The organism is Bradyrhizobium sp. HKCCYLRH3061 (assembly GCF_051168015.1).
Taxonomy (GTDB): domain Bacteria; phylum Pseudomonadota; class Alphaproteobacteria; order Rhizobiales; family Xanthobacteraceae; genus Bradyrhizobium.
Genome location: NZ_JBNPUE010000014.1, coordinates 168,211 through 190,470 on the forward strand (window position 1 = coordinate 168,211; position 22,260 = coordinate 190,470).

23 protein-coding genes are annotated in these 22,260 nt (G+C 66.8%); 10 read left to right on the forward strand and 13 right to left on the reverse strand.

Features of this window, described 5'->3' with window-relative positions:
* Positions 1-65: 65 nt before the first annotated feature.
* The gene (locus tag ACQR2C_RS22700; RefSeq protein WP_409997915.1) at positions 66-386 is read left to right on the forward strand and encodes a hypothetical protein; all 321 of its coding nucleotides are present in this window, start codon (positions 66-68) and stop codon (positions 384-386) included.
* A gap of 246 nt (positions 387-632) precedes the next feature.
* On the opposite strand, the gene ACQR2C_RS22705 is transcribed toward ACQR2C_RS22700, so the two are convergent.
* Together ACQR2C_RS22705 and pdxH are read right to left on the reverse strand one after the other, a co-directional pair.
* On the reverse strand, positions 633-1,385 hold the full coding sequence (locus ACQR2C_RS22705; RefSeq protein ID WP_315802306.1) for an SDR family NAD(P)-dependent oxidoreductase: 753 nt from the start codon (positions 1,383-1,385) through the stop codon (positions 633-635).
* Between the two features lie 141 nt (positions 1,386-1,526).
* On the reverse strand, positions 1,527-2,177 hold the full coding sequence (pdxH, locus tag ACQR2C_RS22710; RefSeq protein ID WP_316238311.1) for a pyridoxamine 5'-phosphate oxidase: 651 nt from the start codon (positions 2,175-2,177) through the stop codon (positions 1,527-1,529).
* 125 nt (positions 2,178-2,302) lie between these two features.
* Between pdxH and ACQR2C_RS22715 the strand changes: the two genes are divergently transcribed.
* Entirely contained in the window at positions 2,303-2,707 is a 405-nt protein-coding gene (locus ACQR2C_RS22715) for an RT0821/Lpp0805 family surface protein (RefSeq protein ID WP_315802308.1), read from the forward strand.
* 112 nt (positions 2,708-2,819) lie between these two features.
* Complete coding sequence (locus ACQR2C_RS22720; protein ID WP_434882160.1) at positions 2,820-3,776, forward strand: DnaJ C-terminal domain-containing protein; 957 nt, start codon at positions 2,820-2,822, stop codon at positions 3,774-3,776.
* A gap of 371 nt (positions 3,777-4,147) precedes the next feature.
* On the opposite strand, the gene ACQR2C_RS22725 is transcribed toward ACQR2C_RS22720, so the two are convergent.
* Entirely contained in the window at positions 4,148-4,921 is a 774-nt protein-coding gene (locus tag ACQR2C_RS22725) for an anti-sigma factor family protein (protein ID WP_316218403.1), read from the reverse strand.
* A gap of 91 nt (positions 4,922-5,012) precedes the next feature.
* A complete protein-coding gene (locus ACQR2C_RS22730; protein ID WP_315802311.1) occupies positions 5,013-5,501 on the reverse strand; it encodes a sigma-70 family RNA polymerase sigma factor in 489 nt (162 codons plus the stop codon).
* Between the two features lie 303 nt (positions 5,502-5,804).
* Here ACQR2C_RS22730 and fabI point away from each other — a divergent pair, with 303 nt between their 5' ends.
* From fabI to aroC, 3 genes are all read left to right on the forward strand, one after another.
* Complete coding sequence (gene fabI / locus ACQR2C_RS22735; protein WP_315802312.1) at positions 5,805-6,638, forward strand: enoyl-ACP reductase FabI; 834 nt, start codon at positions 5,805-5,807, stop codon at positions 6,636-6,638.
* 12 nt (positions 6,639-6,650) lie between these two features.
* Positions 6,651-7,250 (forward strand): histidine phosphatase family protein, encoded by a 600-nt coding sequence (locus ACQR2C_RS22740; protein ID WP_315802313.1) that lies wholly within the window; start codon positions 6,651-6,653, stop codon positions 7,248-7,250.
* Between the two features lie 116 nt (positions 7,251-7,366).
* Positions 7,367-8,452, forward strand: a complete 1,086-nt coding sequence (aroC, locus tag ACQR2C_RS22745; RefSeq protein WP_316178359.1) for a chorismate synthase — start codon at positions 7,367-7,369, stop codon at positions 8,450-8,452.
* A gap of 1 nt (position 8,453) precedes the next feature.
* Here aroC and ACQR2C_RS22750 read toward each other — a convergent pair whose 3' ends face one another.
* Positions 8,454-9,215, reverse strand: coding sequence for a hypothetical protein (locus ACQR2C_RS22750; RefSeq protein WP_434882161.1), 762 nt, complete (start codon positions 9,213-9,215; stop codon positions 8,454-8,456).
* 42 nt (positions 9,216-9,257) lie between these two features.
* Here ACQR2C_RS22750 and ACQR2C_RS22755 point away from each other — a divergent pair, with 42 nt between their 5' ends.
* Both ACQR2C_RS22755 and ACQR2C_RS22760 read left to right on the forward strand, forming a co-directional pair.
* On the forward strand, positions 9,258-9,482 hold the full coding sequence (locus tag ACQR2C_RS22755; protein WP_434882162.1) for a hypothetical protein: 225 nt from the start codon (positions 9,258-9,260) through the stop codon (positions 9,480-9,482).
* 9 nt (positions 9,483-9,491) lie between these two features.
* Positions 9,492-10,682, forward strand: coding sequence for an adenylate/guanylate cyclase domain-containing protein (locus ACQR2C_RS22760; protein WP_434882163.1), 1,191 nt, complete (start codon positions 9,492-9,494; stop codon positions 10,680-10,682).
* 9 nt (positions 10,683-10,691) lie between these two features.
* Here the strand turns inward: ACQR2C_RS22760 and clpS are convergent, their stop codons facing one another.
* Entirely contained in the window at positions 10,692-10,997 is a 306-nt protein-coding gene (clpS, locus tag ACQR2C_RS22765; protein WP_035654766.1) for an ATP-dependent Clp protease adapter ClpS, read from the reverse strand.
* A 223-nt stretch (positions 10,998-11,220) separates the two neighbouring features.
* On the opposite strand from clpS, the gene ACQR2C_RS22770 reads away from it, so the two are divergent.
* Together ACQR2C_RS22770 and ACQR2C_RS22775 are read left to right on the forward strand one after the other, a co-directional pair.
* The gene (locus tag ACQR2C_RS22770; RefSeq protein WP_434882164.1) at positions 11,221-12,075 is read left to right on the forward strand and encodes a DUF1194 domain-containing protein; all 855 of its coding nucleotides are present in this window, start codon (positions 11,221-11,223) and stop codon (positions 12,073-12,075) included.
* Positions 12,076-12,388: 313 nt separating this feature from the next.
* Positions 12,389-12,943, forward strand: a complete 555-nt coding sequence (locus ACQR2C_RS22775; protein ID WP_434882165.1) for a septal ring lytic transglycosylase RlpA family protein — start codon at positions 12,389-12,391, stop codon at positions 12,941-12,943.
* Between the two features lie 325 nt (positions 12,944-13,268).
* Here the strand turns inward: ACQR2C_RS22775 and ACQR2C_RS22780 are convergent, their stop codons facing one another.
* The 7 genes from ACQR2C_RS22780 to ACQR2C_RS22810 all read right to left on the reverse strand — a co-directional run bounded on the left by ACQR2C_RS22780 (position 13,269) and on the right by ACQR2C_RS22810 (position 22,176).
* The gene (locus ACQR2C_RS22780) at positions 13,269-14,504 is read right to left on the reverse strand and encodes a class I SAM-dependent RNA methyltransferase (protein ID WP_434882166.1); all 1,236 of its coding nucleotides are present in this window, start codon (positions 14,502-14,504) and stop codon (positions 13,269-13,271) included.
* Positions 14,497-15,234: a TlyA family RNA methyltransferase gene (locus ACQR2C_RS22785; RefSeq protein WP_434882167.1), complete on the reverse strand. Its 738-nt coding sequence runs from the start codon at positions 15,232-15,234 to the stop codon at positions 14,497-14,499. The genes ACQR2C_RS22780 and ACQR2C_RS22785 overlap by 8 nt, the downstream gene beginning before the upstream one ends.
* Before the next feature lie 398 nt (positions 15,235-15,632).
* The gene (locus tag ACQR2C_RS22790) at positions 15,633-16,190 is read right to left on the reverse strand and encodes a nucleoside 2-deoxyribosyltransferase (protein ID WP_315802321.1); all 558 of its coding nucleotides are present in this window, start codon (positions 16,188-16,190) and stop codon (positions 15,633-15,635) included.
* A 30-nt stretch (positions 16,191-16,220) separates the two neighbouring features.
* On the reverse strand, positions 16,221-18,146 hold the full coding sequence (dxs, locus tag ACQR2C_RS22795; protein ID WP_315802322.1) for a 1-deoxy-D-xylulose-5-phosphate synthase: 1,926 nt from the start codon (positions 18,144-18,146) through the stop codon (positions 16,221-16,223).
* A gap of 960 nt (positions 18,147-19,106) precedes the next feature.
* Positions 19,107-19,358, reverse strand: a complete 252-nt coding sequence (locus tag ACQR2C_RS22800; protein WP_315802323.1) for an exodeoxyribonuclease VII small subunit — start codon at positions 19,356-19,358, stop codon at positions 19,107-19,109.
* 100 nt (positions 19,359-19,458) lie between these two features.
* A complete protein-coding gene (locus ACQR2C_RS22805) occupies positions 19,459-20,388 on the reverse strand; it encodes a histone deacetylase family protein (RefSeq protein ID WP_315802324.1) in 930 nt (309 codons plus the stop codon).
* Positions 20,389-20,499: 111 nt separating this feature from the next.
* The gene (locus ACQR2C_RS22810; protein ID WP_434882168.1) at positions 20,500-22,176 is read right to left on the reverse strand and encodes a bifunctional metallophosphatase/5'-nucleotidase; all 1,677 of its coding nucleotides are present in this window, start codon (positions 22,174-22,176) and stop codon (positions 20,500-20,502) included.
* Positions 22,177-22,260 lie beyond the last annotated feature (84 nt).

Sequence of the window (22,260 nt, forward strand, 5' to 3'; positions counted from 1 at the left end):
GTAAAATTTGACGGGAACCCTGAACGTTTGATCGAAACTTCTCTGCGATAAATCTGCTCGTGAGCATGACCGACTACGAGCGTCTCGGCGCGTGGCATGCAAGGCAGAGCTCGAGGGCGCGTTCATCGCGCCTTATCCAAGAGGCGGCAATGGTTGAGAAACGCATAACGGCATCGAACAACGTGATCGAGCTGGCCAACTATCAACGCAGCCGCGCCGACATCGTCGTGGCCCATGCGCTGTCGCCGCGCACCTGCCGCTATTGCGGCGCCGAGCTCGATGACGACGAGCGCGAGGATGATTGCTCCAGCGCCCTCAACGTCGAGTCCGACCGCCTGCGCTGGCGCGCCGCGCAGATCCTTCGTGGCCTGGTGTGCGAAGGCTGAACGACTGTTCTCGGCCGAGCGGTATCCCGGCAATGCCGCCCGAAAGTCCACGATCGGAAATTCAGCAGCCGATGTCATCCCTTGAACAGCGCTCCCTCCGGGGAGCGCTGTTTTGTTTGTGGCGGCCGAATCGATCTTCGGAAACGGTGTTAATCGCCGCTTCGCACGGCCATCTGGAACTTGCCGCGCGCGGCAATCCGCCGTGAACCAAACCGGAGACGGGCAGGCCCCTCCGCGGCGACGGTCTCAGACGTGCTGGCCGCCGTTGATGTGGATCTCGGCGCCGTTCACGTAGGAGCTGGTCTCCGTGCACAGCACATAGATGATCTTGGCGACCTCGTCGGGGGTGCCGAGGCGCTGCATCGGGATCTGCTCCTGCACGATCTTCTCGGTGCCCGGCGACAGGATCGAGGTGTCGATCTCGCCCGGCGCGATCGAGTTGACGCGGACGCCGACGCGGCCGAAATCCGACGCCATCTCGCGGGTCAGCGCGGCCAGCGCCGCCTTGGAGGTCGCGTAGGCCGCGCCGGCGAAGGGATGCACGCGCGAGCCGGCGATCGAGGTGACGTTGACGACGGAGCCCTTGGCCGCCTTCAGCTCCTTGATCAGGCCGCGCGCCATCATGATCGGCGCGAAGAAGTTGACGCGGAAGACGTGATTCCAGGTGTCGAGGTCGGTGTCGACGGTGCCGAGCCGGGCGCCGCCGGCGCCCTTCGGCGAGATCGCGGCGTTGTTCACCAGCGCATGCAGCTCGCCACTGTCCATGCGCTGTTTGACCTCCTCGATCGCCCGCAGCGTGTCCTCGGGATCGGCAAGGTCGACCTGGATGTGGTCTTCGGGACCTGCGCCCCACGGACATTCCTCGGGGAACGGATGCCGCGAGCAGGTGATGACGCGCCAGCCGGCGGAGGAGAATCGGATGACGGTGGCATGACCGATGCCGCGGCTGGCGCCGGTCAGCAGCATCGTGCGCCGCGGCTGGTTCGAAGGAGTCGGCATGAACTGGGTCTCTCACGATCCCGGACGGATCAACTTACCACAATGGTTGCAGGTGCGGCGCTCGATTCACGCACGCGCGGGCGATTCGTCCGACAAGGCATCAGACGCCGGCAGCCGGGCGCTGGCGCGCTCGGCGATGTCTCACGGATACATCCGCACCTTGGTCCACGGCTGGTCGGCGGCGTCGCGGCGGAATTCGATGCGGTCGTGCAGGCGGAACGGCCGGTCGTGCCAGAACTCCATGCTGATGGGCGCGATGCGCCAGCCGCTCCATCCCGGCGGCCGCGGCACCTCGCCGATGATGTATTGCGTGGCGACCTTGGCGATCGCCTGCTCGAACGCGAACCGGCTCTCCAGCGGCTGCGACTGCTTGCTGGCCCAGGCGCCGAGCTGCGCCTGCTTCGGCCGGGTCGCGAAATAGGCGTCGGCCTCCTCGTCGCTCACCGGCGTCACGAGGCCGCGGATGCGGACCTGGCGGCGCAGCGACTTCCAGTGAAACAGCAGCGCGGCCTTCGGATTGGCGGCGAGCTCACGGCCCTTCTGGCTGGCCTTGTGGCTGTAGAAGACGAAGCCGTCCTGGTCATAGCCCTTCATCAGCACCATGCGCACGTCGGGCAACCCGCTATCGTCGACCGTCGCCAGCGCCATCGCATTCGGATCGTTGGGCTCGCTCTTGCTGGCCTCCGCAAACCAGTCGGCAAACAGCGCAAACGGCTCGCCGGCCTGGGTAAAATCGGCCGATGTACCGGATGTTAAGATTGTCTGGTGTTTGATGCTCGTGGGGTCGGTCATGTCTTTGGGGAGTCCGAGTTTTGCGTTCACCCGCGGCCAAGCGCGCGCAAGTCCATCCGGGTCCGGTCCTATATAGGGCATCGGTCCGACTTGGCCTATCCGCGATCGGTCATGCCGGCACCGCTTTGACACTCATTCTAATCGGCCTGTCCGGCGGCGGCTGCAGCCTGTCTCGCCCTGAAACGGCCTTTGCCAAGATGGACGATGCGGAGATCACCGGCGCGGTCAGCCCGCCGCCCGAGCGCGAGCCGACCGAAGCCGATCTCGCTTTTGCCCGCAACGCCGCGTCGGACGTGCTGACCAGGGGGAGCAAGGATTCCAGCCAGCCCTGGCAGAATCCGCAGACCGGCGCTCGCGGCTCGGTGACGCCGATCGCCAAGTCCTACACGGCCGACAACGGCCGCACGTGCCGCGATTTCCTCGCGAGCTACGTCAACGGCAAGACGGAGCGCTGGCTGCAGGGCTCGGCGTGCCGTATCGAGCGTGGGCGCTGGGACATCCAGACGCTCAAACCCTGGCAGCAAAGCTAGCCGGGACCATCAGGAACCCGTTGCAAAAATACAACGGACTCCCCAGATGAAATGCAAAGCGGGCGGGGAGCCCATAGGTTAGTATCTGACTTTCTGTAAGGAGACGTGACGGATGCGCGACCCCTATGAGGTCTTGGGGGTGCCGCGAAGCGCCAGCGCTGCGGCCATCAAGAGCGCCTATCGCAAGCTCGCCAAGAAGCACCACCCCGACAGCAACAAGGATGATCCGAAGGCATCGGCGCGGTTTGCCGAGATCAATTCGGCCAACGAGATCCTGGGCGACGAGGAGAAGCGCAAGCAGTTCGATCGCGGCGAGATCGACGCCGAAGGCAAGCCGCGCTTCCAGGGCTTCCCTGGCGGCCGCGGCGGGCCGGGGGGCGGATTCGAGAATTATACCTTCCGCAGCGGCGGCGGGCCGGGTGGCGGCTTTGGCGGTGGCGGATTCGAGGACATCCTGAACAGCATGTTCGGCGGCGCTGGCCCGCGCGGTGCACGTGGCGGCGGCGGCGGTTCGTTCGAGTTCGACACCGGCGGAGTCGGCCTCGACCTCGATCTGAAGGTTGCGATGTCGGTCTCGCTCGAGGAGTCCGTGAAGGGCGGCGAGAAGCGCGTTCGGCTGCCGTCGGGCAAGGAGCTCAACGTCAAGGTCCCCGCTGGCGTCACCGCCGGCCAGCAGATCAGGCTGAAGGGGCAGGGCGAGAGCGCGCCCGGACACCGGCCAGGTGATCTCCTGATCACGATCCAGATCGCGCCGCATCCGTTCTTCAAGGTCGAGGGCAGCGACCTCAGGCTCGATCTGCCGATCACGCTTTACGAGGCTGTCCTGGGCGCCAAGGTGAGGGCGCCGACGCTCGGCAGCGCGGTCGAGCTGTCGATCCCGAAGAACACCTCCAGCGGCCGCACCTTCCGGCTCAAGGGCAAGGGCCTGCCCAAGAGCGATGGCTCGGTCGGCGATCTGTTCGTCACCACCCGGATCGTGCTGCCCGACGGCAACGATGCCGAGCTCGAAGCCCTGATGACCAAATGGCGCGACCGCCATCCCTACAATCCGCGCAGCAACCTCTCCTGAGGTTGCGCGTTGTAGGCCACTCGGCTTAAAGTTGAGGGGGCGAGCTGGAAAGCTGAGAGAAAAAGTGCGGCCTCGAAAGGGGGACCAGCGCGGTACAAAACCCCGATCGAGGCCGCTTCCGTGTCGATCGGCGGATCGAACACTCCTCATTTTTTCGTGAACATTTGGCGCTATATTGAGACGTGCCGGTGACCTGATTCCAGATTTCCGGTGACCGAATTGCGGCGCCGACCTTGGCGTGTCTCCCGCCCGGGCGAGGCGGGGATCGGTACGCTTTCGCGCAGCGTTTGCGGCCATCCTGCAAACGCTTCTGATCACGGCCGTAATCGCGCCGAGGCCGGCACCTCGCGAAATCGGGCAATGGTCCGCCGCTAGCCGCCCGCCCGTTCGGACTGGTCATAAACAAGGCGCGCGACCTGGGTGAGACGCGTCCGGTCGCTGCTGCCACTGACGACGTAGCTGACGCCGCGCTCCGCCCAGGACAGCGCAGCGGTGTTGCCCTGCGCCGTATAGCGCATCTCGGCCGCCTCGATCCCGACCTTGGTCGCATACACCGTGAAGCGCTCGCCGGAGGTGCTCTCGTACATCAGGAAGGACGCCGGACCGGTCGGCCCCGGCAGCAGCCGGCCGCCGACGAGCTTCAGTCCGGTGGTTTCCAGCTCCGGCGCCTGCACGGTGCGGCCGCAGCGCCGCGTCAGCCATTGCTGCAGATGGGCCTTCTCGTCGCCGGGGACCTCAACCGGATGGCGCACCTCCACGACGTAGAGTCGGTGCGCATCGAGCGCCTCGCCGGCGAGGGCCTGCAGCGGCGACGGCGAGGACGCAGCGCCACGCGCGACCCAGCCGACCGCGCCGCCGGCCGCGAAGGCCGCCACGCTTGCCGCCATGGCCGCGACGACCCAGCGCCGCGGCCGGCGCTCCAGACCGTCGAGGTCGAGCCGCGGCGGCACCGGCTCGTTGACGATCGAATCGTAGCGGGCATGGAGCGCCTCAGCCATGCTGCGCCAGGATTGCACGCGCTCGGCGTCCGCCGGATGCGCGGCCAGCCAGCGCTCGACGTCGCTGCGGCGCTCGGCCGGCAGCTCGTTGTCGACGTAGGCGTGCAGCTCGTCTTCGGTGACGGGAATGGTCGGCTCGGTCATCATCGGGATCTCGTTGCAATCGAGCGGCTGCGGCGATGCGCGGTCGCTGCAGGCTTGGGCAGCCGAACATGGCAGGGCGGCTTTTGTGCAGTGGTCATTTCACCCTCCGCAGCGCCGGCCGCTCGCCCTCGAGCACGGCACGGACATGGGCGCGGGCGCGGGCGAGGCGGGACATCACGGTGCCGATCGGGACACCCTGGATGTCGGCGACCTCGCGGTAGCTCATGCCTTCGAGCACGACGAGGAGAAGCGCCGCGCGCTGCTCCTCCACCAGGGTCGCCAGCGCGCGCTCGATGTCCCGGCCCTCGGCCTCAGTGCCGCTGGCGTCGGCATTGTCGTCCTGGAGCGGCATGAAGTGAGGTCGCCGTGCCAGGGAGCGCCGGCGGTTCTTGTTCAGATTGGTCAGGATCGTGTACAGCCAGCTCCTGATGTCGCCGCCCAGGAACAGCCGTTCCGAGCGCAGCGCCCGCACCAGCGTGTCCTGGACCAGCTCGTCGGCCGCGTCCATGTCGCGCGCCAACGCCCGGGCATAACGGCGCAGTGCCGGAATCATGGTCTCGACGCTCTGGCGGAACGCGTTCATGGACTGCCCTGCGGCTGTTCGCTGCGATGACAAGGGCGCAGGCCGCAGCCGGCGCCTTGCAAAGATCATAACCCCGCGATCTCAGGCCTATTCCAGCCGGGCAAGCTGGCTGGGCGTTTGCCACAGAGCGGGCGGAATGGGGCTGTACCGGGCCAGACCGGTGGTGTACGTCCAGTCCTCAGAGCATGATGCGCTTCCACGGAAACGCATGATGCTCATCTCCTTGTTTGAGCATGATCTTTCGGAAAACCGGTTTCCACTTTTCCGGATCATGCTCTCATAATCAGTTCGATGGGAAGCCGCATGGCGCAGATTTCAGGTTTGATGCAGGGCAAGCGCGGGGTGGTCCTCGGCGTGGCCAACAACCGCTCGATCGCCTGGGGCATTGCCAAGGCCGCGCGCGCGGCCGGCGCGGAGATCGCGTTGACCTACCAGGGCGACGCGCTGAAGAAGCGGGTCGAGCCGCTGGCGGCTGAGCTCGGCGGCCTCGTGCTCGGCCATTGCGACGTCACCGATCCATCGACCATCGATGCCGTGTTCGACGTGCTCAAGGAGAAGTGGGGCAAGATCGATTTCGTCGTGCACGCCATCGCCTTCTCCGACAAGGACCAGCTCGACGGCCGCTACATCGAGACCACGCAGGACAATTTCTCCAAGAGCATGCTGATCAGCTGCTACTCGCTGACCGCGATCGCGCAGCGCGCCGAGAAGCTGATGACCGACGGCGGCTCGATCATCACCCTGACCTATTATGGTGCAGAGAAGTGGATGCCGCACTACAATGTGATGGGCGTCGCCAAGGCCGCGCTGGAAGCCAGCGTTCGCTATCTCGCTGCCGATCTCGGCGAGAAGAGCATCCGCGTCAACGCGATCTCGGCCGGCCCGATCAAGACGCTGGCCGCGTCGGGCATCGGCGACTTCCGCTATATCCTGAAGTGGAACGAATACAACGCGCCGCTGCGCCGGACCGTGACCATCGACGAGGTCGGCGACAGCGCGCTGTATCTCTTGTCCGACCTGTCGCGCGGCGTCACCGGCGAGGTGCATCACGTCGATTCCGGCTATCATGTCGTCGGCATGAAGCGGCCCGAGGCGCCCGACATCTCGCTCAGCAATTCCGTCGGCGCCAAGGACTAACGTCAACACGCGATGCCACGGCCCACGATCTACTACATCCGCCACGGCGAGACGGAATGGAATGCGCTCGGCCGGCTGCAGGGCACGCAGGACATTCCGCTGAACGCGCTCGGGCGGGTGCAGGCGGTCCAGGCCGGCAACCTCCTGGCCGAGCTCGCTGCGCGCAACGGCCATGATGCGGCGCGCCTGCCCTACGTCGCGAGCCCGCTCAGCCGCGCCCGCGCGACCATGGAGCTGGTGCGTGAGACCCTGGGGCTGCCAGCCGAGGGCTATGCGCTCGATGCCCGGCTGCGCGAGATCGGCTACGGCAAATGGGAAGGGGCGACGCTGCCGGAAATGCAGGCGGCCGATCCCGCCTTCTATGCCCGGCGGCTGACCGACAAATGGTCGCTGGCGCCCGAGGGCGGCGAGACCTATGCCGACGTCGAGCGCCGCGTGCGCGACTGGTACGATGGGCTGTCTGGCGATATCGTGGCGGTCGCCCATGGCGGCACGGCGCGGGCGCTGATGGTCGCGCTGGGCTTCGAGACGCCGCACGGCGCCGTCGACCTGCCGATCCAGCAGGGCGCGGTCTATGTGTTCGGCGAGAACGGCTTCGAGAAGTACAGTTAGTTTGTCCCCGTCATTCCGGGGCGCGTCGTGAGAGGCGAAACCGGAATCTCGAGAGTCCGGGTCTGGTCCTTCGGACCGTCCCGGAATGACGGTTTTTCCGATTGGGTGATCAGCTCATGTCCTTCAACACCTTCGGCCACATGTTCCGCGTCACCACCTTCGGCGAGAGCCATGGCGTGGCCATCGGCTGCGTGGTCGACGGCTGTCCGCCGCGGATCCCGCTGCAAGCGGAGGAGATCCAGCGTGATCTCGACCGCCGCCGTCCCGGCCAGTCGCGCTTCACCACCCAGCGCCAGGAGCCGGACCAGGTGAAGATCCTGTCCGGCGTGATGGCCGATCCAGACACGGGAGCGCAGGTCACCACCGGCACGCCGATCGCGCTCCTGATCGAGAACACCGATCAGCGCTCCAAGGACTATTCCGAGATCAAGGACAAGTTTCGTCCCGGCCATGCCGACTTCACCTACGAGGCCAAATACGGCCTGCGCGACTATCGCGGCGGCGGCCGGTCCTCCGCGCGCGAGACCGCGACGCGCGTTGCGGCCGGCGCGATCGCGCGCAAGGTCCTGCCCGACGTGAAGGTGCGCGGCGCGCTGGTGCAGATGGGGCCGCACAAGATCGACCGCGGCAACTGGGACTGGGACGAGGTCGCGCGCAATCCCTTCTTCTGCCCCGACAAGGACAAGGCGGCGTTCTTCGAGGACTATCTCGACGGCATCAGGAAGTCCGGCTCGTCGATCGGCGCCGTGCTCGAGATCGTCGCCGAGGGCGTGCCGGCGGGACTTGGCGCGCCGCTCTACGGCAAGCTCGATGCCGATCTCGCCGCGGCGATGATGAGCATCAACGCCGTGAAGGGCGTCGAGATCGGCGCCGGCTTCGGTGCGGCCGAGCTGACCGGCGAGGAGAATGCCGACGAGATGCGCTCGGCCAATGACGGCACGCGCTTCCTCTCCAACAATGCCGGCGGCATTCTCGGCGGCATCGCCACGGGACAGCCGATCGTGCTGCGCTTCGCGGTCAAGCCGACCTCGTCGATCCTCACCCCGCGCCAGACCGTCGACCGCTCAGGCCAGGAGACCGAGATCCTGACCAAGGGCCGTCACGACCCCTGCGTCGGCATCCGCGCGGTTCCCGTCGGCGAGGCGATGATGGCTTGCGTGCTCGCCGATCACCTGCTGCGCCATCGCGGCCAAGTGGGGTAGGTTAATCGTTCTCGCCGTACACATACGACGCCTTCAGCCCGAAGGTCACGATCGAGAGCGTGACCCACAGCCGCAGCATCGCGAACGAGAAGATGAACACGAAGAACACCAGGTTCTTGGCGAACTGACTGGCCTCGGTCTGCCCGAACGTCCAGATCAGGCCACGGACGGCATTCTGGCCGTAGCCCAGTCCGATGTTGACCAGGCCCAGCACCAGCACGGCGGTCCCGAGCCATAGCCCGCGCCGAGCGAACTCACCGAGTGCGGGGAAGAACGCGGTCCGGCCATTGTTGCGCTCGGCCTGCAGGATCATCAGCAGCACCAGCGCTGCGATGAATGCGCTCCAGAACCGGCCGAGATGCGTGAACTGGTCGAAGGCCATGCCATCCAGTCCGGCCATCAGATGGGGGCTCTGTCCCGCATAGGGCGTGAACACCAGGGCTAGCGCAGCCGCGATCACCAGCAAGGCGATCCGCCATAGCACGGCCAGGGACAATCGAAGCTGGTCGGTGACGCTCAGCTCGCCGAGGTTCGTCTGGCCGCCGCTTGCCTCGATACAGCGCTGCGCCGTGACGATGAAGGCGTGCAGCACGGCGACCGCGGCCACGACCAGAGCGGGCAGGCTGGCCGGTCCGCCGGCAAACGCGATCACCCGCATTGCCGCGGCGAGGATGAGCCATGGCAGCGCCGGCAGCAGCCGCAACGGTCCGAACGAGGTCTGAGGAACAGTGGTGGAGGATACGCTGCGAAGGGTCTCTCTCATCGTCTCAGGATATCGCGCGGAGCTGAACGGCTTTTCTCGCAAATGGCTAAAATTGCCGCCACGCCACGTGCGTCCTCGCTGTCCCCGGGAGCTGTCACGGCGCGCCTCGACAAGGGCCGTTACGACCGCTGCGTCGGCATCCGCGCCGTGCCGGTGAGAGGGGCGATGATGGCCTGCGTGCTCGCCGATCATCTGCTGCGCCATCGCGGCCAGGTCGGTTGGTCGCGCACGGAGTACCTGTTTACTGTTGTCACGTCCGTCGCTTAATCTCAGCCCATGGACACTTCCAAGCTGCGGGACATCAAGGACTGGCTGGTCGATGGTGCGCGCTCCGCGGCGACGCCGAGCCAGATGATGTCCGAATGCTGCGAGCGCCTGGTCGGGCTCGGCATCCCGTTGTGGCGCGTCGGCGTGTTCGTCCGCACCCTTCATCCCGATATCGCCGGCCGCAGCTTCATCTGGCGCCAGGGCGCCGAGGTCGAGATGGGCACGGTCGATTTCGGTTTCGAGAGCACCCCGGCCTACACGGACAGTCCGCTCGCGCTCGTGTTCGAGCATGGCAGGGAGTTCAGGGCCGATCCTCGCCATCCGCAGGCGGAGCGTTTTCCGATCCTGATGGATCTGCGCGCCGAGGGCGTGACCGACTATCTCGCCTTGCCGATGACCTTCATCGATCGCGCGGTCCATGCCTCGAGCTGGACCACCAAATCTCCAGGAGGCTTCACCGACGCGCAGCTGAACGCGATCCGGTCGCTGATGCCTGCGCTCGCACGCTACACCGAGATCGTCACGCTGCGCCGGACCGCCTCGATGCTGCTCGACACCTATGTCGGCAACAGCGCCGGCGAGCGCATCCTCGGCGGCCAGATCCGCCGCGGCCACACCGATACGCTCGATGCGGCGATCTGGTTGTCGGATCTGCGCGGCTTCACGCCGCTGTCGGACCGGCTGCCGGCCGAGAACGTCGTCGACATCCTCAACCAGTACTTCGACTGCCAGGTGGATCCGATCCGCGAGCAGGGCGGCGAGGTGCTCAAGTTCATGGGCGACGGCCTGCTCGCGGTGTTCCCCATTCGCGCGCAGGGCGGCGATCCGAGCGAGGTCTGCGGCCGCGTGCTCACGGCGGCGCGGGCGTCGCGCGCCCGCGTCGACGCGCTGGAATATGCGGTCGGCGACATCGGGGAGCGGTTTCGTTTCGGCGTGGCGCTGCATGTCGGACGGTTGCTCTATGGCAATATCGGCGGCGGCAACCGGCTCGACTTCACCTGCATCGGCCCCGCCGTCAATCTCGCCGCAAGGCTGGAGAAGATGGCCGCGCAGCTGAAGCGCACGGTGGTCGCGTCCGAGGCCTTTGCCGGCGCCTGTCCCGAGCCGCTGACCGATCTCTGGACCGATCTCGGCGAATTTCCGATCGCTGGCCTCGCGACCGCGCAACGCGTGTTCGGGCTGCGCGAGGAAGGGAATTAGTTCGCCGGCTCAGGTCTCCGGCTCGGTGGTGAACAGCAGCGGATATCCCTTGGCGCGGCCGGCATCGGTCGCGCGCGTCGCCTTGGTCTCGGCGACGTCCTTTGTGAACACCGCCACCACGCAGACGCCGAGCTTATGGGCCGTGATCATGACCTTGTAGGCCTGGTCCTCGGTCATGCGGAATTCCGCCTTCAGGATCATCACCACGAAATCGCGCGGCGTGAAATCGTCGTTGACGAGGATCACCTTGTAGAGCCGCGGACGCTCGGTCTTGGTGCGTACCTTCGTCTTGGGCTTGGTGACGGCATCGTTCATTTGAAGGGCGCGCCTGTGTTCCTGATGCGGCAGTCACGCCACGATACAGGCTTCGAACGCTCCGGGAAACCACGGGCTGCATGCCTTGCGCGATGGGCGCACGCGGCTGCCTGACATCCGGGCAATCCAGGGGACTAACCGGAATGTGAATGGATGTGTGCGTTCCCGCTTTGCGCTCTGCGGATTGCATGTCACCATCTCAGACGCGATTGGAGGGCAGCTCATGCGCTGGTGGATCTCGATCGGGGTGGCGTGTCTGGCGGGCGCCTTGGCTGGCGGCGACGTCGCCAGCGTCGTGGCCGCGCCGAGGACCCAGCCGGCGCAGCAACTGAGCGAGAAGGAAGCCTCCGTCGACGTTGAGCTCATCCTCGCCGTCGACGTGTCCTACTCGATGGATCTGGACGAGCTGGCGATCCAGCGCGAAGGCTACGCCCAGGCGCTCAGCTCGCGCGAGTTCCTGCAGGCGCTGAAGAACGGCGTGCACGGCCGCATCGCCGTGACCTATTTCGAATGGGCGGCCTCGAGCGACCAGAAGATCATCATTCCATGGCGCCTGATCGACGGACCGGAAAGTGCCGACGCCGTCGCCGCCGAGATCATGAAGACGCCGATCCGCCGGGCGTCGCGCACCTCGATCTCGGGCGCGATCTACTTCGCCATGCCGTTGTTCGATGAGAACCCCTATCGCGGGCTGCGCCGCGTCATCGACATCTCCGGCGACGGGCCCAACAACAACGGTCCCTCGCCGGTGACGATCGCGCGCGACGAGGCCGTCAACAAGGGCATCACGATCAACGGCCTGCCGATCATGGTCAAGGAGCCGTCCTACTCGACCATGGATATCGAGAACCTCGATCTCTACTACAAGGATTGCGTCACGGGCGGCCACGGCTCGTTCGTCGTCACGATCAAGAGCCGCGACGAGTTCAAGGAAGCCATCCGCACCAAGCTGCTGATGGAGGTCGCCGGACGGGCACCGCCGCCGCGCATCGTGCCGGTCGCCGACGGTGCCGACAAGGAGCCGCGTGTGTCCTGCACGATCGGCGAGAAGATCTGGCAGGACCGCTGGGGGCGGTGACCCGGCTGTGTCGGTCCGCCCGCGGTCACGCCAGCGGCCTGATCGGCCAGCGCCGGCCGCCGCGCACGACGCCTCACAGCGATGGCCTGGAGGCGTGCACGGCGCCCGGCATCGGACGCGTGTCGGGTGCAAGCATCGGTGCCCCGATCTCGTGTGGAAAACTTCGTGCCCGTGCCGATCTGGTGAATCTGTGACCTCTCAGCCACACATGGGGTAAAAACCAAGGGTTGCAGGACGCCAAAGTTCTCTTTGCCACTGTGCCGCCGCGATTGGGCCGCGACCATGAGCGGGTTGAGGCGGAGGCGCACAGAACATGCGTATCATCGACCGGACAGCAGGTCCCTCGTCAGTCGTCCATGGCCCGGGTGCAGGGCTCGCATCCCAACTTCTGAGGCCAGCGCTGCTGTGTGCGGCGGCGGCTTCGCTCGCCGCCTGCGCGCAATCGTCGGCGGTCCGGCAGGCGCGCTGGGCGGCGCCGACGAAGCAAGCTGCCGCCGAATTCCAGCCGCAGGTGCAGCGTGCGGAGACGGCGCCGGAGTCGGTGGTGCGCGTCCAGCAGGCCGAGCTCAGCCCGCCTCCAGCCCACGCCACCTCGTCGGGCCTCGCCAGCTACTACTCGGAAGGCCGCAAGACCGCGAGCGGCGAACGCTTCGATCCCTCCGAGCTGACGGCCGCCCATCGCAGCCTGCCGTTCGGCACCCGTTTGCAGGTCACCAACGTCAAGACCGGCCGCTCGGTGGTGGTGCGTGTCAACGACCGTGGACCGTTCGTGCAGGGCCGGGTGGTGGATGTGTCCTACTCCGCCGCCCAGGCGCTCGGCATGATCCACACCGGCGTCGCCCCGGTGAAGGTCAGCGTGGTGCGGTAGCAGTCATAGACACGGCAGCGCCGCTGCTTGACCTCTCGTGTTTCTTGAGTGGCCGGGATCTCGCAGCGGCGGCAGTGCACCTCGCCCCGCTTGCGGGGCCGCGACGAGCTTCGCTCGCGCTGAGAGGTCGGATTGCATCGAAGATGCAATCCGGGTGAGGGGGACAGGTCTATCCACGCACACACCCGGTGCGTTTGCCCCTGCTGACACTTCCCGTACGGCTGCCTCTCACCCCAACCCTCTCCCCGTAAGAACGGGAGAGGCTGCGCACCGTTCGTGCCGAGCAAGCTCTGCGCTCAACTAATAGGCATCCCGCATCACCGCCTCACCGCACCAGCCGCGCCACCAACTCCACATGCGGCGTGTGGCGGAACTGGTCGACGGGGACGACCGTCTCGAGCTTGTAGCCGCCGTCGATCAGCATGCGGACGTCGCGGGCGAAGGTGGTGACGTTGCAGGACACCGCGACGATCACCGGCGCCTTGCTGGCCGCGAGCTGCCTGGCCTGGGCCTGCGCGCCCTGGCGCGGCGGGTCGAACACGACGGCATCGATGTCGCGCAATTCCGGCGGCATCAGCGGGCGGCGGAACAGGTCGCGCGCCTCGGCCTTGATCGGCTTGAGGCCGGGCGTCCCGGCCGCCTTCTGCAGCGCCGCGATCGCGCCGGCATCATTGTCCATGGCGGTGACGCGCGCCCGCGTGGCGAGCCGCAGCGCGAACGGGCCGACGCCGCAGAACAGGTCGGCGACGTGCCTGGCCTTGCCGGTCCGCTCCATCACGAGCTGCGCCAGCGTCTCCTCGCCTTGCACGGTGGCCTGCAGAAACGAGCCGGGCGGCAGCGTCACCTGCGCCGTGCCCATCGTGACAACTGGCGCATTGCGCATCAGCACCAGCTCGCCGTGGCGCGTCAGCCGCGCCAGTCGGTGCTGTTCGGCGAGGCGGGACAGGGCCGCGATGCGCGGCGGCGGCAGCGGGCCGGAGCCGCGGATGTCGATGTCGAGGCCGTTGCTGGTCGCGGTCGCCTGGATGTCGAGCGGCTTGCCGGTCGGCTTCAGCGCCTCAGCCAGGGCCCATGCGGCTTCCAGCGCACCGTCCAGAGCAGGATCGAGGATCGGGCAGCGGTCGATCGGCACGATATCGTGGCTGTTCGCGGCCGAGAATCCGACCCTGAGAACGTCGTGCGTGCCCATCCGGGCGTGGAAGGTGGCGCGGCGCCGGCCGGCGCCGTGGGCATCGATCAGATCGGCCACGTCGCAGTCGACCTTGGCGGCCCGTAGCGTCTCGACGATGATGTTGCGCTTCCATTGCTGATAGGGCCCGGGCATCCAGTGCTGGATGGCGCAGCCGCCGCACACGCCGAAATGCGCGCAGAACGGCGCGATCCGCTCGGGACTCGCCGTCTCCACCGCGAGCAGCTTGCGGCGATCGGGATGGCCGGGCACGACGGCCGTCTCCACGGTCTCGCCGGCCAGCGTGTAGGGCACGTACAGCGCCTCGCCCGATGACAGCGACACGCCATCGCCGCGATGGCCGACCTGGTCGATGACGAGACGTTCAACCATGGCGGCGCGCTCCCAGGAAGAATTCGGCGTTGCCGTCGCCGCCCTTGATCGATGACGGAAAGATCGCGATTTCGCTGCAGCCGAGCGAGGCGGCGAAGGCGGCGATGTCATCGCACACGGCGTGATGGACGGCTGCATCCTTGATGATGCCGCCCTTGCCGTGCTTTCCCTGCGCCTCGAATTGCGGCTTGATCAGCGCCAGCAGGCTCATCGGCGAGGCGGCGAGCGATAGCGCGGCCGGCAGCACCGCCTTGAGCGAGATGAAGCTGCAGTCGATCACGACGATGTCGGGGCGCTGCGCCAGCCGCTTGCCGTCGTAGCTGCGGATGTCGGTCTGCTCCATCGAGATGATCTTCGGGTGATTGCGCAATGACGGGTGCAACTGGTCGCGGCCGACGTCGACCGCGAACACGAGCGCCGCGCCATTCGCCAGCAGCACCTCGGTGAAGCCGCCGGTGGAGGCGCCGACATCGAGGCAGACATGGTCCTCGACCTCGATGCCGTAATGCTCCAGCGCCGCCGCCAGCTTGACGCCGCCACGCGACACCCAGGGATGCGCCGGCTCGGCCTGCAGGACGGCGTCGGCGGGAATGCTCTCCGAGGCTTTGCCGACCTGCTTGTCGTTGGCGAACACGAGCCCCGCCTCGATCGCCGCCTGCGCCCGCGCGCGGCTCTCGAACAGGCCGCGTTCGACGAGGAGGATGTCAGCGCGTTTGCGGGCAGGGGTCATGGGCGGTTTGATGAATGGTCATGAGTTGTGGAGTGGTCATGAGTTGTGGAGGTCGCGCAACCATTCCGGTGTCGTCCCGGGCAAGCACTGGCGCGCATCGCGCGTCGGTGCGCCGACCCGGGACCCATAACCACAGGACGTAGTTTGTAGGAAGATGGCAACTACGTGTCTGCCCAACACACCGTCCTGTGGTTATGGGTCCCGGCTTTCGCAGGGACGACATGGGAGTTCGTGTCATCGATCGTGCCACCACGCGAGACTCGTAGGGTGGGCAAAGGCGCGTGCACCGGTGTTTCCGCAAGCTCGTATCGCAATTGACGCGCCGTGCCCACCATCTCGATTGCAGAGCGTGGATGGACGGTGGGCACGCTGCACCTGGCGGCGCCGCTTTGCCCACCCTACGAGACCGTGGCCAGCCGCTCCGCCGCTAGCTTCACGCACAGCTCGAACGCCGAGAGATCGTTCCAGACATTCGCCGGCCGCTCGCGCGGCAGCACCAGTGGATGGCCGCGCAGCTCGAGCGCGTGGATCATCATGAGATTGTCGGGCAGGCCGAAATCCTCGACCGTCAGGCCTTCGCCATCGACCAGGCGGCCGTCCTGCTCCGTCACCGCCGTGAAGCGCCGGGCTCGATCGGCGTAGATGGCCGGGTCGTTGCAGTAGCCGAGACACAGCTTGCCGGATCCGGCCATGTAGCCGAACTCATAGACCGTGCCGGCATCGGCGCCGGGGCCGCGGAACGGCGTGAGATTGGCGATGATGGCATCGGCGTCGTCCATCATCGCCTCGTTGCCATGGAAGATCTGGCGCGAGGCGTCGGAGGAGGCGAGGTCGATGCTGTTGTCGAGGGGGTAGAGGCCGATCAGGCCGTGGCGGTCGCAGATCGCGGCCTTCCGCCGGCCGATTTCAATGGCATCCGGCAGGAACACGTCGGGACCTGCCAGATAGATCTTCATGGCTCACCACTGCGGGACGCAAGCCCGCCCTCAGGCGAGCTTGACCGACTCGGTCGCGTAGTCCTTGCCGAGCGCCTCGAACACCTTGCGGACGATGCCCTTGGCGTCCAGCCCGGCGCGGGCGTACATCGCCGCCGGCGTGTCGTGGTCCTGGAACTCGTCGGGCAGCACCATCGAACGCATCTTCAGGCCGCCGTCCAGCATGCCCTGGTCGGACAGATACTGCATCACGTGCGAGCCGAAGCCGCCGATCGAGCCTTCCTCGATCGTGATCAGGATGTCGTGCTCGCGGGCGAGCTTCATCACCAGCTCCTCGTCGAGCGGCTTCATGAAGCGCGCATCGGCGATCGAGGCGGACAGGCCATGGGCGGCGAGCTCGTCGGCCGCCTTCTCGCACTCGGCCAACCGGGTGCCGAACGAGAGCAGAGCGACCTGCTTGCCCTGGCGGATCATGCGGCCCTTGCCGATCGGCAAGGGAACGCCAACCTCGGGCATTTCCACGCCGCGGCCTTCGCCGCGCGGATAGCGCACCGAGCTCGGCCGGTCGTTGATCGCGACCTGGGTCGCCACCATGTGTACCAGCTCGGCCTCGTCGGAGGCCGCCATGATCACCATGTTCGGCAGGCAGCCGAGATAGGCGTTGTCGAACGAGCCGGCATGGGTGGCGCCGTCGGCGCCGACCAGGCCGGCGCGGTCGATCGCGAAGCGCACCGGCAGGCTCTGGATGCAGACGTCGTGGACGATCTGGTCGTAGCCGCGCTGCAGGAAGGTCGAGTAGATCGCGCAGAACGGCTTGTAGCCTTCCGCCGCGAGGCCGGCGGCGAAGGTCACCGCATGCTGCTCGGCGATGCCGACGTCGAAGGTGCGCTTCGGGAACGCCTTGGCGAAGATGTCGATGCCGGTGCCCGAGGGCATCGCGGCCGTGATGCCGACGATCTTGTCGTCCTTCTCGGCTTCCTTGACCAGGCTCTGGCCAAACACGTTCTGATAGGCCGGCGCGTTCGGCTTGGCCTTGGCCTGGGTGCCGGTGGCGATGTCGAACTTGGCCACCGCGTGATATTTGTCGGCCGCCGCTTCCGCGGGCGAGTAGCCCTTGCCCTTCTGGGTCACGACGTGGACCAGGATCGGGCCGGTCTCCATGTCGCGGACGTTCTTCAGCACGGGGAGCAGATGGTCGAGGTTGTGGCCGTCGATCGGGCCGACGTAGTAGAAGCCGAGCTCCTCGAACAGCGTGCCGCCGTCCATCATGAAGCCGCGCGAATATTCCTCGACGCGGCTGGCGCGGTTGGCAATCACCTTGGGCAGATGCTGGCCGAGCTGCTTGGCGGCATCGCGCAGGGTACGGTAGGTCTTGCCCGAGTAGAGGCGGGACAGATAGGCCGACATCGCGCCGACCGGCGGCGCGATCGACATGTCGTTGTCGTTGAGGATCACGATCAGGCGGGAGTTCATCGCGCCGGCATTGTTCATCGCCTCATAGGCCATGCCGGCGGACATCGCACCGTCGCCGATCACGGCGATCACGTTGTTCTTGCCGCCCGACAGGTCGCGCGCCACGGCCATGCCGAGGCCGGCGGAAATCGAGGTCGACGAGTGCGCAGCGCCAAACGGATCGTAGTCGCTCTCGGCGCGCTTGGTGAACCCGGACAGGCCGCCGCCGGTGCGCAAGGTGCGGATGCGGTCGCGGCGTCCGGTCAGGATCTTGTGCGGATAGGCCTGGTGGCCGACGTCCCAGATCAGGCGGTCGCGCGGGGTGTCGAATACGTAATGGATGGCCGTGGTCAGCTCGACCACGCCGAGACCCGCGCCGAAATGGCCGCCGGTCACCGAGACCGCGTCGATGGTCTCCTGGCGCAATTCGTCGGCGACCTGCCGGACCTGCTCGACCTTCAGCCGGCGCAGATCTTCCGGGGTCTTGATGGTGTCGAGAAGCGGCGTCTTACTAAATGTGGTCACGGTGACATTCCAATTTTGCAGGTCGGGTTCAAGGGCCGACATCTGAGAGGTTCATCGTAACGGGCGGCGAAACCTGAGGTCTTGAAGGTCACATCCGCGCGGATCGAAGCCGCAGTCCGAAGACTAGCCGGGTTTGGGATCGATCTATGTGATGTAAGTCACTCTTGGTGGCCTTGCCGTCCTCGTTAGTCGCCCAAGATCGCCAAGTCGTTCAGCCAAGTGAGTTTTGCTAGCTCTTGCAAGCGCTTAGATTCCTCTCTCTGGAGAGGATGGACACTTCCAAAAACCCGCAGTTGCGAGAAGCTTTACACCAAAGTGCGTCTTAAAGCCAACCCGGCGGGCGTTGGCAAGCCCGCAAACGGTACCTTTGCGCCACGTCTCAACCGCGGCGGCGTGCCGGAGGTTCCAGTGCGCTGCTCAAATCGACGGCAGCCAGCGCTCCGCAATAGACCGGGGACGCGAGCTCGGTCCAGGCTTTTTCCCGCGGCACAGAATCCGCCGATGCGGCGATTGCGCGCGCCGCGGCGCGGTGAGCCATGCGTTCGCGTAAGGGGATCGGTCCGCGGACGATCATGAAGAAGTCGCCGGCGTGCGGCCTTTCGTGGGCCGTCACGAAGCGGACGCGGAAGGCCTATGAGCGCAGCACGTTGTCATGATCGGGCCCGGACGCTTGCAGCCGTGGACCGGCGCGCTCATGGGATCGGGGACGCCATGGTCGAACTGCCAGGATCCAATCGTGTCGCATGGTAAACGAAGCACGTAGCGGCGGCTCTCGATCGGTGAACGCGGGGCAGAGACTTCGCCAGGGGGCACTTGGCGGCCAAGCCCGTCGACAATGCAGCTGCTCCGATGTGCGGCCGAATTGCACGATTGAGAGGCGCTCCGACCGCGCGTGAAAGTCGCGCCGGACGGCAGCGAAATAAATCCGGACTGTTGCCCGGAGAGGCCCGCCGCTAGCCGCTATTGCACGTCGAGCGGTACGGTTCCCGCCGCATGGCCGCTGGCGTCGGTCGTGATCTTCTCGACCCGGGCCTCGGCCTGGCGCAGCAGTTCCTCGCAGCGCCGCTTCAGCGCCTCGCCGCGCTCATAGATCGTCACCGACTCCTCGAGCGGCACCTTGCCGTCCTCGAGCCGCTTCACGATCGTTTCCAGCTCCTCGATCGCGCGCTCGAACGACAGCTTCTTGACGTCGGTTACGGTGTTGTCCGCCATGCGGGTTCCCTGCAGCTCACTCAACTCCGGGGCCGTGCTTTTACACCCCGCTCGCGGCCCTGTCAGGCCCTGCCGGGGTGGATCGGCCGGAACCTGGGGATTACGCCCCGGTCAGCGCCGCGACGTGGGCCGCGACGGATTCCTTAAGCCCCTGAAGGTCATAGCCGCCCTCCAGGACCGAGACGACGCGGCCGCCGGCGGTCTTGTCAGCCAGATCCATCAGCTTGCGGGTGACCCAGCCGAAATCCTCGGCCCGCAGGTTGAGCGACGCCAGCGGATCGCGATAGTGGGCGTCGAAGCCGGCCGAGATGATCACGAGCTCCGGGCTGAACTTAGTGAGCTGCGGCAGGATCAGGTTCTCGAAGGCGGAGCGGAACTCGAGGCTGCCGTCCTCGGAGGCCAGCGGCGCGTTGACGATGGTGTCGTGCTCGCCGCGCTCGCCGCGGGCGCCGGTGCCCGGGAACAGCGGCATCTGGTGGGTCGAGCAGTACATCACGCTCTTGTCGGCCCAGAAGATGTCCTGGGTGCCGTTGCCATGGTGGACGTCGAAATCGACGATGGCGGCGCGCGCGATGCCGAAGGTGCGCTGGGCGTAGCGCGCGGCGATCGCGACATTGTCGAAGAAGCAGAAGCCCATCGGCTTGGCGATCTCGGCATGGTGCCCGGGCGGGCGCACCGCGACGAAGGCGTTGCGGTGGCGGCCGGACATCACCGACTCGGTCGCCGCGACCGCGCCGCCGACGCCGCGCATCACCGCTTCCCAGGTGCCCGGCGACATCGAGGTATCGCCGTCGAGATAGATGATCCCCGAGGTCGGGGCCATATGGCGCAGCTCGGTGACGTAGTGCTCGTTGTGGCAGAGCAGGGCGAGCTCGATGTCCGCCTCCGGGGCTTCGTCGCGATCGAGCAGGGCGAAGCGCTCCTCGGTCAGGGCCTCCTCGACCGCGCGCAGCCGGTCGGCGCGCTCGGGGTGGCCGGACGGAGTGGCGTGATCGAGGCAGGCTTCATGAGAGAGATACAGCGTCGACATCAGGGCTCTGCCACTCGCGCGTTGCGGGAGTGCCCAATCTATGCGCTGAACGCAGCCTCGGAAAGAGCCCCGCGGGCGATATGACCGGCTTTCCGCCCAGCGTGCGGGGCGTCACCAGGCCTTGTTGACGATGCGGCCGCGCGGCGGAGGCGCCAGCGGGCCGTTGGCCTTGAGATAGGCGAACAGCGCCTCGTCGTCATAGGGGCCGGTGATCGGATCGCGGCCGCTCTTGAACGCGGTGAAGCCGTCGCCGCCGAGCGCGAGGTAGTTGTTGATGGTGACCCGGTAGGATGCGGCGAGGTCGATGGCCTTGCCGTCGAGCATCATGCTTCCGGCATCGATCCGCGCGCCGGCGGATTGTTTGGCATCGAAGGCATAGGAGAAGCCGCTGGAGACCTGCAGGATGCGCGGCCGCGCCGGGTCGAGCCATTGCTGCTCCAGCGCGGCCTTGATCTCGGCGCCGGTCAGGGTGACCGTCATCAGCTGGTTGCGAAACGGCTGGCTCGCGAACACGTCGGCATAGGTCACGGCGCCGTCGTCGCGGCGGACGAGATCGGTGCGGATGCCGCCGGGATTGGTCATCGCGATCACCGCGGCGCCCTTGTCGGCCGCCCGCGTCGCCGCGAGCTGGGCATCGGCGACGACGTCGCCCAGCACGCTCTCGCCGGACGCATCGGGCATCCGCGACAGCGTTGCGCTGAGCACGCCGGCGGGCCGGTTGGCGTAGGGCGCGGCGAGCTTCTCATAGGCGTCGATCAGCGCGGTCTGCGCCGGATCCTTCGGCAGGCTGGTGTCGACGACGATGTTCGTCGCGGTGGCGCTGATCACGTCGCGCGTGGTGCGGTCGAGCTTGACGTCGATCGCGGTCACCAGCGTGCCGAACTTGTCGCCCGAGGTGACGAGCCGCTTGTCGATGGTGCAGACATAGGCCTGGTGGGTGTGGCCGGAGATCACGATGTCGACCGCGCTGTCGAGGTCCTTGACGATGTCGACGATCGGCCCCGACAGCCCGGGACATTCGTTCATGCCGCCGGACGGCCAGCCGCCCTCGTGGATCAGCACGACGATCGCCTGCACGCCCTTGGCCTTCAATTCCGGGATCAGCGCGTTGACGCTCTCGGCCTCGTTGCGGAAGTCGAGGCCGGCCGCGCTCGCCGGCGAGATGATGCCCGCAGTCCCTTTCAACGTCAGCCCGATGAAGGCGACCGGGATGTCCTCGAAGGTGCGGATCTCGTAGGGCGGAAACACCGTCTTGTCGGTGCCGGCGAGGAACGTCGACGCCGCGAGATAATGGAATTTGGCGCCGGTGAACGGCTGCGGCCCGCGGCAGCCGTCGGTCGGATGACAGCCGCCGTTCTGCATCCGCAGCAGCTCGGCCTTGCCCTCGTCGAACTCGTGGTTGCCGACCGCCGACAGCGCGAGCCCCATCTGCGACATCGATTCGATGGTCGGCTCGTCGTGGAACATCGCCGACAGGAACGGGCTCGCGCCGATCAGGTCGCCGGCGGCGACGAAGATCGTGTTGGGCTGGCCGTCGGCGAGCAGCTTGACGAGGCTCGCCATGTGCTCGGCGCCGCCGGCTGGAACCACGGTGGTCTTGGTCGGGTCGGCGGGATCGGCGACGCGGATGCCGGAGGAGGGCGGCTTCAGATTGCCGTGGAAGTCGTTGATGGCGAGGATGCGCAACGCCACCGGCTCGTCCTCGGCCGAGGCGGGCGGGCCGGCGATGCTTGCAACGGCGGCGCCGGTCAGCAGGCAGGCAAGCGCAAAGCGGGACAGACGGCTCATGGCAGGGTCACGTGTGGTGCAGGTCCGACGGACGAAGCGCGATTGCCCCGCCGCGGTCGCAATGACATAAAAAGATTGCATAAC

Excerpts from the sequence above, each read along its gene's own strand:
- ACQR2C_RS22750 (WP_434882161.1), bottom strand. The coding sequence starts at position 9,215 with ATGAGAGAGACCCTTCGCAGCGTATCCTCCACCACTGTTCCTCAGACC.
- ACQR2C_RS22770 (WP_434882164.1), top strand. The coding sequence starts at position 11,221 with ATGCGCTGGTGGATCTCGATCGGGGTGGCGTGTCTGGCGGGCGCCTTG.
- ACQR2C_RS22740 (WP_315802313.1), top strand. The coding sequence starts at position 6,651 with ATGCCACGGCCCACGATCTACTACATCCGCCACGGCGAGACGGAATGG.
- ACQR2C_RS22760 (WP_434882163.1), top strand. The coding sequence starts at position 9,492 with ATGGACACTTCCAAGCTGCGGGACATCAAGGACTGGCTGGTCGATGGT.
- ACQR2C_RS22700 (WP_409997915.1), top strand. The coding sequence starts at position 66 with ATGACCGACTACGAGCGTCTCGGCGCGTGGCATGCAAGGCAGAGCTCG.
- clpS (WP_035654766.1), bottom strand. The coding sequence starts at position 10,997 with ATGAACGATGCCGTCACCAAGCCCAAGACGAAGGTACGCACCAAGACC.
- ACQR2C_RS22775 (WP_434882165.1), top strand. The coding sequence starts at position 12,389 with ATGCGTATCATCGACCGGACAGCAGGTCCCTCGTCAGTCGTCCATGGC.
- ACQR2C_RS22705 (WP_315802306.1), bottom strand. The coding sequence starts at position 1,385 with ATGCCGACTCCTTCGAACCAGCCGCGGCGCACGATGCTGCTGACCGGC.
- ACQR2C_RS22730 (WP_315802311.1), bottom strand. The coding sequence starts at position 5,501 with ATGAACGCGTTCCGCCAGAGCGTCGAGACCATGATTCCGGCACTGCGC.
- ACQR2C_RS22780 (WP_434882166.1), bottom strand. The coding sequence starts at position 14,504 with ATGGTTGAACGTCTCGTCATCGACCAGGTCGGCCATCGCGGCGATGGC.
- ACQR2C_RS22720 (WP_434882160.1), top strand. The coding sequence starts at position 2,820 with ATGCGCGACCCCTATGAGGTCTTGGGGGTGCCGCGAAGCGCCAGCGCT.
- ACQR2C_RS22800 (WP_315802323.1), bottom strand. The coding sequence starts at position 19,358 with ATGGCGGACAACACCGTAACCGACGTCAAGAAGCTGTCGTTCGAGCGC.
- ACQR2C_RS22725 (WP_316218403.1), bottom strand. The coding sequence starts at position 4,921 with ATGATGACCGAGCCGACCATTCCCGTCACCGAAGACGAGCTGCACGCC.
- ACQR2C_RS22790 (WP_315802321.1), bottom strand. The coding sequence starts at position 16,190 with ATGAAGATCTATCTGGCAGGTCCCGACGTGTTCCTGCCGGATGCCATT.
- fabI (WP_315802312.1), top strand. The coding sequence starts at position 5,805 with ATGGCGCAGATTTCAGGTTTGATGCAGGGCAAGCGCGGGGTGGTCCTC.
- ACQR2C_RS22805 (WP_315802324.1), bottom strand. The coding sequence starts at position 20,388 with ATGTCGACGCTGTATCTCTCTCATGAAGCCTGCCTCGATCACGCCACT.
- ACQR2C_RS22755 (WP_434882162.1), top strand. The coding sequence starts at position 9,258 with ATGGCTAAAATTGCCGCCACGCCACGTGCGTCCTCGCTGTCCCCGGGA.
- pdxH (WP_316238311.1), bottom strand. The coding sequence starts at position 2,177 with ATGACCGACCCCACGAGCATCAAACACCAGACAATCTTAACATCCGGT.
- ACQR2C_RS22785 (WP_434882167.1), bottom strand. The coding sequence starts at position 15,234 with ATGACCCCTGCCCGCAAACGCGCTGACATCCTCCTCGTCGAACGCGGC.
- aroC (WP_316178359.1), top strand. The coding sequence starts at position 7,367 with ATGTCCTTCAACACCTTCGGCCACATGTTCCGCGTCACCACCTTCGGC.
- ACQR2C_RS22810 (WP_434882168.1), bottom strand. The coding sequence starts at position 22,176 with ATGAGCCGTCTGTCCCGCTTTGCGCTTGCCTGCCTGCTGACCGGCGCC.